The sequence below is a fragment of the Nonomuraea sp. NPDC049378 genome, from assembly GCF_055586745.1.
The window spans coordinates 1-8,584 of record NZ_JBVJHP010000052.1 but is presented as its reverse complement, the minus strand read 5'-3'; the positions used below and the strand labels follow the sequence as shown (position 1 = coordinate 8,584).

Below are 8,584 nucleotides of genomic sequence, written 5' to 3'. Positions count from 1 at the left end.
CGGGGGCACTCACTTAGATCGGCATTTCAGGCCCCTGACCTGCGGTTTCACAGCCACAGGTCTTTTGATTTGCACCCTTGATAGGCAGCCGCCGGTGCCCGCATGCAGCCGTAAGACCATGATCAGGGGACACATGCGAGATGATCTTGAAGGTGTTCCCCCAGGTCAAACCGGGATTGCGGGTCATCCGAGCGTCCGGCAACCCGCTCAGGCCGCCCGGCTACCGGACAACGACAGCCGCTGATCGCGCCAAATACGTGCGTAAACTCCGGATCGGTCTCCAGGCACATGCCCCAGGCGGCGCCCGAAGACTGGCGGTGAATGGACAAGAAGCCATGAGCGACTACAAGCATCGACGGCATCTTCCCTGACCCAGTGGGGGTCATCTGAATCAAGGGTGCCGTCGCCGAAAAGGGTGCTACGCGGCCTCGGTGGCGACCTCTCCGGGCTGGACGTGGCCGCCGACTGGAGCAAGAGCGAGGCCCGGGCGGCGCTCTGGGACGACGACGAGTACGACGAAGACAGGAAGATGACGAGGACAGCGAGGGAGAGCTCGGGCGTGCGGCGTTGTCCGCCGTGGAGGGTGACGGGGCGGTTCTGATCGAACCGATGTCCTGTGCTGGCAGTGACACGGCTGGCCAGCCCGAGTTCGACGACATGGAAGAAGTGATCAGAGAGGTCAGGTATTGAGGGAATCGGTTGTGGGCGGAAGGCTCTGCTGGTGAAAAATAGGGGACCTACGGAGAGGAGCGGTGTGAGGGACACTGGGGCGCGGTTGCGGGACACCATCGCCTCGGCCGTGAGCGCTCTGCGGGGTCCGCACCATCTCAACGTCGTCGAGCTCGGAGCCGCGGGGGTCACCACGTTCGACGTGCACAGGGACGAGATGGGCACGCCTCGGGCGGCCACCGGGCTGATGCTGCCATGGCGTGAGTTGGGAACCCCGCCGGAACAGCGGCGCATTGTGCAGGCCGCGGGCGGGGTGTCCGACGAGGCGGTGGTCATCGTGTGCTCCGCGCCGGGCGAGGACCTGCCAGACCTGGCCGCGTCCTGGCTGGCCGAGAGCCGGCCGGGCTCAGTGTTGGAACGCGTCCCCGGCCTGACGGTCGGGGCGCTGTTGCGCGAGATCGTCGCCGACGAGCCGCTCCAGCAACCGTACGCACTGCTCGGCCTCATTCCCGATCCGCTGGGCGGAGAGCCTCGGCCCGCCGCCGTGACCGTCTTCCCCACGGGCGTGACCCGTGGCGCGACGGCCCAGCTGGTGGTTCAGGCGCGCGGGGAGGTGGTTTTCGCCGTCCTGTCCATGACCGAGAGCCAACCGCGGCCACTTGCCGTCCGGGTTGCGGACCTGGCCCCCGGACGGCACAAGGTCCGGCTGGTGCTGGACGGGCCTGGCAGGGTGGCTTTCTCCTCCTCCGCCCCGTTCGTCCGCGACGACCGTGGCTGGGCAGACCTCGTCGTCAGAGCCTGGCCCTTGATCGGGCCCCACGGCGGTCGGGTGCACCTCGTGGTGGGCATCGAAACGTGCGGAAACCGGGACCTGGTGAGCCGCCGCATCGAGCTGGTACGACAGGTTATCGACGAAGCCGCGGCCGGGACCGCGGAATGTCTGGTCTCGCTGGTTCCGTACGCAACGCATTCCTATGACTGGAAGGTCCCGGAGAGCACCGTGCGCGCGCGATGCTGGCTAGAGTCGCCCCAACGGGCCCAGGACGCCCTGGACCGGCTGAGGGCCGAACCTGCGCGTCCCGACAGTTACCGGGACGCGGCCCAGGTAGAGGACATGTTGGCCGAGGTCGTCACCCGGCTGGGCGAGGGCGGGCCCGGCCGTACCGTACTGCTGACCGCCGGAGATCGGCCGCCACACCCACCGGGCCGCCACGAGCGGTTACTCGCCTGTCCGAGCCGGTACGACTGGGCGCGTCAAGTAGCCTGGCTCGAACGCGCCGGCGTGGTCTTCGGCGCGATCACCATGCGGGACGATCCGATCTGGAGCGTACTTGGAGCGTCCTGCCGGGCACGAGCGGACGACAGGAGTGTCGCCCAGCTCTGCGCCGAGTTGGGCCTTGCTACGTCCGGGCTCGGCCGGATCCCGTTTCCGCTCATCGAGGTGGCCCCATGACGAAATCAAAGATCACGGTCTGGGGCGCGCCTGGCAGTGGCAAGACCACCTTCCTGGCGGCCCTGAACGTGGCGATGGCCAGAAGCAAGCTCGACTGGGCCCTCGTGGCGAAAGACGAAGAGTCCGGTATGTGGCTCACGGCGATGACCGACCAACTGGTGAGGCGTGAGTTCCCACAGGCATCGACCACCGTGGAGGAATTGCAGTACCTGCTGATCGGGCCGTCGCGGACGAGGCGCAAGGGATTGTTCCGCCGGACGACCATCACAGAACAGACGAGGGTGGATCTGAGCCTCATCGATATGCCTGGGCGAGCTTTCGGAGAACGGTCACCAAGATCGACCGAAGTCCTGACCAGCAGTGATGGACTGCTGTTCCTCTTCGATCCGCTCCGCGAGTCTGCGTCAGGTGACAGCTTCGACTACTTTCACGGAGTCATCACCGATTTGGCGCATCAAGCCATGGCGTCGGAACCATCGGGACGGCTGCCCCATCGACTCGCTGTCTGCATCACCAAATTCGACGACGCCCGTGTCCTGAACATTGCCGAACGGCTTGGTCTGGTCACCACGAACCCAAGCGATCTCTACAACCGGCCGGGGGTCGACGACGCCCGGGAGCTCTTCGCGCACTTGTGCGAGGTATCCGCCAGCGGCAACGGCGGCATGCTCCTGAGCATGATCGACCGCTTCTTTCATCCCCAGCGTGTCCGGTTCTTCGCCACGTCAACCGTCGGCTTCCACATCGGTTCCAGTCAGACGACCTTCGACCCGGAGGATTTCCAGAACATCGTCCCAACGGAGCACGGCGACCGCATCCGCGGCGCGGTTCAACCGATCAACGTGCTGGAGCCCATCCTGTGGCTGGTCGACGAGGGCTTCAGCCGACGATGAGGACCGGATCATCGGAGGACCAGCGGGAGGCGAGCTCCCTGATCCCCGCCAGATAGCCTGGTGCCAGATCGTCGAGGCACGCTGCCTGCGTCCGGAGCAGTTCGATCCAGGGAGGTGCATAGGCCACGAGGTCACGCTCCGCCATCGCCGCCCACAGCGCGATCGTGCACAGCCGCTCCTGGCCGGGTTCCCCCCAGTTCGGGACGGCTCGGCACAGCGCCTCCACCTGATCGTGGCTAGCCAGGCCCATGAGGTCCCGTAGAACGAGCAGGCGTCCCAGATCCCGCACGTCGAAGTGCTGCGGCGCCTCGCGGAATCCCAGGAGCGCGCAGTAGTTGTGCACTTCGATCGGATCCGTGAAGGCAGGATACAAGGACCACGCGGGCGGCTTTTCGTACTGGCTCGTGAACACACTTCTCATCACGTCCAGAAAGGCTTCGATATGCGCCCAGGCGAGGGCCTCGAATTTCCCCCTGGTATGTGTGGCCACATACTCCTGCAACTGGGCAGATTCGTTTCGCAACGCACCCAGACACAGCCGCGCGAGGCCCACGTTCAGCTCGACGCCCAGTAAACGGGTGTAGTCGATTGATCGGATGGCGGAGTTGGAGGGGTGCCGAGGGATGAGGAGCTCCAGGGCCAGTTCACCCATTGTGGGCGTGAGATTGCGGGACAGACCGGCTGCGCGGAGAAACGGGAGCAGAGTTCTCACGATGTCGTGTTGAGCCGGAGAATCGAGCAGCGCGATCTCCTTGAACATCCGCCCCTCCCAGGTATGCAGCAGAACAGGAAAATCCGCTCCCACCCCGGGGAGCAAGTCGGCCACGCTGCGCGGCCGCTGATTCGAATAGTCGACAGCAGCATTCCATGAGGAGAGTCGGCCTTCTGCGGTCACTCGGACGACGTCGAGCATGGCGACCCAGCCGCTCTCCTTGAGATGGGCATACCAGGAACGGGCGATGGAGAAGAACGCACCCTGTTGTTCGGCAGGAAAGAGCTGCATCAGGTCCGTATCGTGATCCTCCAGCGCCCAGGCCGCCTGCACGAGCACGACGCAGAGGTTCGCGCTGTACACGGCGTATCTGGCGGGTACGTTGAGCTTGACTGGTTCATATACCGGCGACACCAGTTCGGGGGAGCGAGCGTGCATGCACGTGCCGAACAGCCGCATGAGTAAAGCGCGGAGTTCGACCAGCTCCTCCAGAGGCCTGGTGCGGAACTTGTCCCTGATGACCTCTACGACCCGGGGCCGCTCGGCCAGGACGGCGAAACTGGCGAGCGTGCGCAGCCGGGCCTCGTCGGGTGCCGTGGGGATCGGGTCGTCTGCGTTCGTGAGGTGCTGGCGGACCATGCGCACCAGTTCGCCGGCGATCCACCGCCCCACCAGGAATTCCCCGAAGGAGGCGTGCAGGAACTCGTACCTGCGGTGCGTGGTGTGGCCTTCGACGGCCTGGCTGCGGTGCACGAAGAGCTTGAAGAAGAAGCGTCCGGCCAGTTCATGCGCGGTCTGGCGACGGCGATCGCCGAACGACAGATGCTCCAGGTCACGAGCGAGGTCCTCGTCCGTGACGCTCTGAGAGCCCCGGTTGAACATGGAGAAGGCGACCATGGACATCACATGGAGTTCGCGGGCGAGGCGCACGAGACGCTCACGCTCGCCCAGATGGGCGCTGTGCTTACCGACCTCACGCTCGGCGAATCTGGTGAAAAGGCTCTCGTAGAGCTCGGTCTGGCCGACCCGGCCCTGAAGCCGGCCGCCGCCTGCGCGGAACAACGCCAGCATGAACAGCAGCAGCGGTTGGCGGGCGATCTCGCCGAGTTCGAGGGCTTCCTCGGTATCCAGGGTGTGGCGCGGGTTGGCCGCCCGCCAGCGCTCGATCCAACAACCGACCTGTTCGTCCGTGAACTCCTCCAACCGGACGACGACCGACTCCCTGGGGTAGCGGACCTGGTCAGCGACCGCCGTCCGGCTGCTGACGACGACCGCAACAGGATGGCCGTGCCGCGCCTCACGGTCCTGGAACTCCTGGACCTTCTCCAGGTAGTCGTAGTGGACGGTGGTGCTGGCCTGGAGCAGTTCGTCGAAGCCGTCGAGGAGTACGACCGGCAGCGCAGGCGCGCAGGAGGCGGCTACGACCTGCCACTCGTGTTCCACCCTGGTGATCTTGTGGAGGGCGTCCTCGATCTGGCGCTGGATGTCCGCGTCGGCCGCAACGTGGCGCAGTTCCACTCGGACGACGAGATAGTCGTCCGGCGGGAGCTGGGCGGCGAGCATCTGGGTGAGCAGGGACTTCCCCGCGCCCGGCTGGCCGAGCACGACCAGCGGTGCCCGGGTGGCGGCCGGGCTGATGAAGTGCTGAACCAGGAAGGTTTCCAGGTCGTCGACGGGTTCTGCATCGTCCCAAGCGGCCTCGCTGACCTGCTCGGGCTGCTCGGCGGCTCTGCCGAGACGGGTGAGGCGGCGGTAGGACGGATTGACGTAGATCTCCCGCAGTTTCGGCAGCCGCACACCCTCCGGGACAGCGTCCGGGTCGGTAAGCGGGCGGTCGACCTGGCCTCGGTACTCGGTGCTGAGCGCGGAACGGAGGGCGTCGGGCGTGCGGCCCTGACTCATCCAGCGCACCATCTGAGCCAGGCCAGCTAGTTGCGTGCCCATCTCGGTAGCGTTCTGGCGGGCGGCTTTGAGCTCGTCCAGCAGCACCCGGACGCCTGCCTGGTGAGCCCAGAACGCCACCTCGGGATAGTCGCCGGCCAACCGCCTCAGCAGCTTCTCGTATCGGGCCGTCGCGAGCGGCGGCAGTTCTGTCTCGACGCCGGACGCCCATCGCCGCTGGGTCGTCTCGTCTGTACGGTCCCAGGCCGCCGTGCCGGGTCCCAACTCGAGCAGCCGCTTGGCCAAGGTCTCGTAGTAGTCGACGAGCGGGGTCCGCGTCCAGTGGGCGTGCGGGTCGGGAACAGCGCCGGGGTAGTTGAGCACCTCGACGAGGTCGGCGATCCGTCTGTCTCTTGAAGGACGGCCCGTGGCCAGCATGGCCTGCTCGGCCTTAACGAGTTCGAGTGTGGCGGTGTTCAGGCTGGTACGAAGCTCGTCGTCGAGATCGTCCAGCGCCGCGAAGAACGCGGCGACGACGATCACCGCGTGGGCTGCCTCCAGCAGTTCGCTGCGCTCGAACCGGGAGAGGCCGCCCACCCGCTCGCGGATGGCGGAAACCGCGTCCTGGGAGAGGCGTTCAACCTCGCCCTTGAGGTCGAACAAGCTCAGCGCCACCTCGCTGCCCCCGGCGGAGGCGACGGTCAGCCCGGCGCCGCCAAGTCGTCCAAGCGCCTGGACGACGGCGCTCTCCTTACCCAGGATCCGGACTGCGTCCTCGTAACCGAGCGTTCTGCGGCGCATGTGAGCAACTTACGCAACGCTACGGCTTGCGGAAAGCCGGTTCCCTAGACCTGCAAAGGTGCTGGGCAGGCTGTCGAACGGGTCGAGTACGGGCCGGGTGCGCGCCTCCTACCGGGCCGATCGCCGAAGGAGGTACGGGAAGCTTCCGTGGTGACGCGCCGGCCCAGACGGCCGGTCAGGTCCAGGCCGTCGAGGAGTCCGGACAGGTAGTCGGCACCTGCTCAGTGAGGGCACGTCTGGCCAGTGCCACCCCTCGCCGCACGGCTGCTCCGGTCCGTCCACGAACGGCAACGCTGGCGAGCCCACCTCCGAGAGCTGGAAGCCAGAGCAGCCGGACAAGATCTCTCGGCAATCGAGAACATGGGGAGGGTCGCGTGAGCAGGCGAGACGAACTCCTCACCGTCGCCCAGGTCCTCGACGAACTCGGCGGAGTCTCCCGCCGCACCTTCTACCGCTGGCGCGAGATCGGCAAGGCACCGGAGGGCATCCGCCTGCCCAACGGCGAACTCCGCATCTACCGCAGCGACCTTGACGCCTGGCTCGAATCCCTCAGGAGCGCCGCATGACCACCTCCTACAAGGTCAAGTTCTGGGACATCCGCACCAACACCAGAGCGGACAAGCCCGGTAAGAAGCCCCGGATCGTCTCCCACACCGTGCGGTGGACGGTCGGCCACCGCGAGAAGTCGCAGACCTTCAAGACCAAGGGCCTGGCCGAGAGCTTCCTGTCCGACCTGCGACAGGCGGCGAAGAAGGGTGAGGCCTTCGACGTGGAGAGCGGGCTCCCTGCATCGATGGTGAAGGCGAAGGACGCTCGTACCTGGTACGCCTTCGCCGTCGCGTACGTTCACGCCTGGTGGCCTCACGCTGCGGCCAAGTCCCGCGAGGGCATGACCGACACCCTCGCCACCGTCACCCGCATCCTGGCCGGCGACGCACCGGGCCGTCCGTCCGACGAGATCATCCGGCGGGCGCTGCGCGAGTACTCCTTCCTGCCCGAGGACCGCCGGCGGGAGCCGACACCGGAGATCGCCCGCGCTGTCCGCTGGCTGGAAGGTGCTTCGCTCCCGCTGAGCGCTCTGGAAGAGACCAAGCACGCCCGTGCGGCGTTGGAAGCCCTGGCGCTGTGCCTGGACGGCACGCCTGCGGCGACCTCGACGTACCGCCGCAAGCGGGCGGTCTTCCATCACGCGCTCGAATACGCCGTGGAGTTGGAGGAGCTTTCGGCGAATCCGCTGCACAAGGTCAAGTTCCGCAAGGCCAAGGTGGGCGGCGAGATCGATCGGCGCTCGGTGGTCAGCCCTGTCCAGGCACGCGAACTGCTCACCGCCGTGACCTACGTAGGGCGGTCGCAAGGGCCGATGCTGGCCGCCATGTTCGCCTGCATGTACTTCGGCGGTCTCCGCCCCGCAGAAGCGGCGGGACTGCGGCAGAAGGACTGCCAGCTCCCAGAGCAGGGCTGGGGGCTGCTGACGTTGGAGAAGACCAGGCCGCAGAGCAACAGGCGGTTCACCGATTCGGGACAGGCTCACGACGAGCGCGGGCTGAAGCACCGGGACGTGAAGCACACGCGCACCGTGCCCATCCCGCCCGAACTGGTGGCCGTCCTGCGGGATCACATCGCGGCGTTCGGAGTCGGCGAGGACGGCCGGCTCTTCCGTACGCGCACGGGCGGCGTGATCTCCGGTTCGGCGTACGCGAAGGTCTGGCAGGAAGCCCGGACGTACGCCTTCACCCCCGACCAGGTCGCCTCTTCCCTGGCGGGCCGACCCTACGACCTCCGGCACGCGGCCGTCTCGCTCTGGCTCAACGCGGGCGTGCACGCCCCTGAAGCGGCCGAAAGAGCGGGACACGGCGTGGACGTGATGCTCCGCGTCTACGCCAAGTGCATCGACGGCCAACGGGAGATCGCCAACCGGGGCATCCTGGAAGCACTCGCGGCGTGACACACGAGCCACGGCAGGACCCCGGGACACCTCGGGGTCCTTTCGCCGTTCTGGGCTTCCGAACAGCCGTAGCGACCTGGGATAACGTGGCTGCGAGCATTCCGCGTATGTTCCGTGAACAGTGGCACAGGGCTGCTTCCGACCGCCGCCCGCTGCCTACGGGGCAACTGGGCCGATCATGCAGAAGACCAGGTCAACCCGTGGATTGCCTGGTCTCGACAGCGCGCCCT

General features: G+C 66.7%; 6 protein-coding genes. 5 read left to right on the top strand and 1 reads right to left on the bottom strand.

Annotated elements, in window-relative coordinates; all coding sequences use genetic code 11:
• Positions 1–397: 397 nt before the first annotated feature.
• From ACZ6SA_RS49100 to ACZ6SA_RS49090, 3 genes are all read left to right on the top strand, one after another.
• Complete coding sequence (locus tag ACZ6SA_RS49100) at positions 398–601, top strand: hypothetical protein (protein ID WP_465836392.1); 204 nt, start codon at positions 398–400, stop codon at positions 599–601.
• A gap of 153 nt (positions 602–754) precedes the next feature.
• Entirely contained in the window at positions 755–2,122 is a 1,368-nt protein-coding gene (locus tag ACZ6SA_RS49095) for a hypothetical protein (RefSeq protein ID WP_465836390.1), read from the top strand.
• The gene (locus ACZ6SA_RS49090) at positions 2,119–3,015 is read left to right on the top strand and encodes a hypothetical protein (protein ID WP_465836388.1); all 897 of its coding nucleotides are present in this window, start codon (positions 2,119–2,121) and stop codon (positions 3,013–3,015) included. Before ACZ6SA_RS49095 ends, ACZ6SA_RS49090 begins: the two co-directional genes overlap by 4 nt.
• Here ACZ6SA_RS49090 and ACZ6SA_RS49085 read toward each other — a convergent pair.
• Positions 3,002–6,409 (bottom strand): NACHT domain-containing protein, encoded by a 3,408-nt coding sequence (locus tag ACZ6SA_RS49085; RefSeq protein ID WP_465836386.1) that lies wholly within the window; start codon positions 6,407–6,409, stop codon positions 3,002–3,004. The two genes, ACZ6SA_RS49090 and ACZ6SA_RS49085, sit on opposite strands and share 14 nt — an antisense overlap.
• Positions 6,410–6,783: 374 nt before the next feature.
• Between ACZ6SA_RS49085 and ACZ6SA_RS49080 the strand changes: the two genes are divergently transcribed.
• The gene (locus ACZ6SA_RS49080; protein WP_465836384.1) at positions 6,784–6,975 is read left to right on the top strand and encodes a helix-turn-helix transcriptional regulator; all 192 of its coding nucleotides are present in this window, start codon (positions 6,784–6,786) and stop codon (positions 6,973–6,975) included.
• Positions 6,972–8,354, top strand: a complete 1,383-nt coding sequence (locus ACZ6SA_RS49075; protein ID WP_465836382.1) for a tyrosine-type recombinase/integrase — start codon at positions 6,972–6,974, stop codon at positions 8,352–8,354. Before ACZ6SA_RS49080 ends, ACZ6SA_RS49075 begins: the two co-directional genes overlap by 4 nt.
• The last annotated feature ends 230 nt before the right edge of the window (positions 8,355–8,584 follow it).

Excerpts from the sequence above, each read along its gene's own strand:
- ACZ6SA_RS49090 (WP_465836388.1), top strand. The coding sequence starts at position 2,119 with ATGACGAAATCAAAGATCACGGTCTGGGGCGCGCCTGGCAGTGGCAAG.
- ACZ6SA_RS49085 (WP_465836386.1), bottom strand. The coding sequence starts at position 6,409 with ATGCGCCGCAGAACGCTCGGTTACGAGGACGCAGTCCGGATCCTGGGT.
- ACZ6SA_RS49075 (WP_465836382.1), top strand. The coding sequence starts at position 6,972 with ATGACCACCTCCTACAAGGTCAAGTTCTGGGACATCCGCACCAACACC.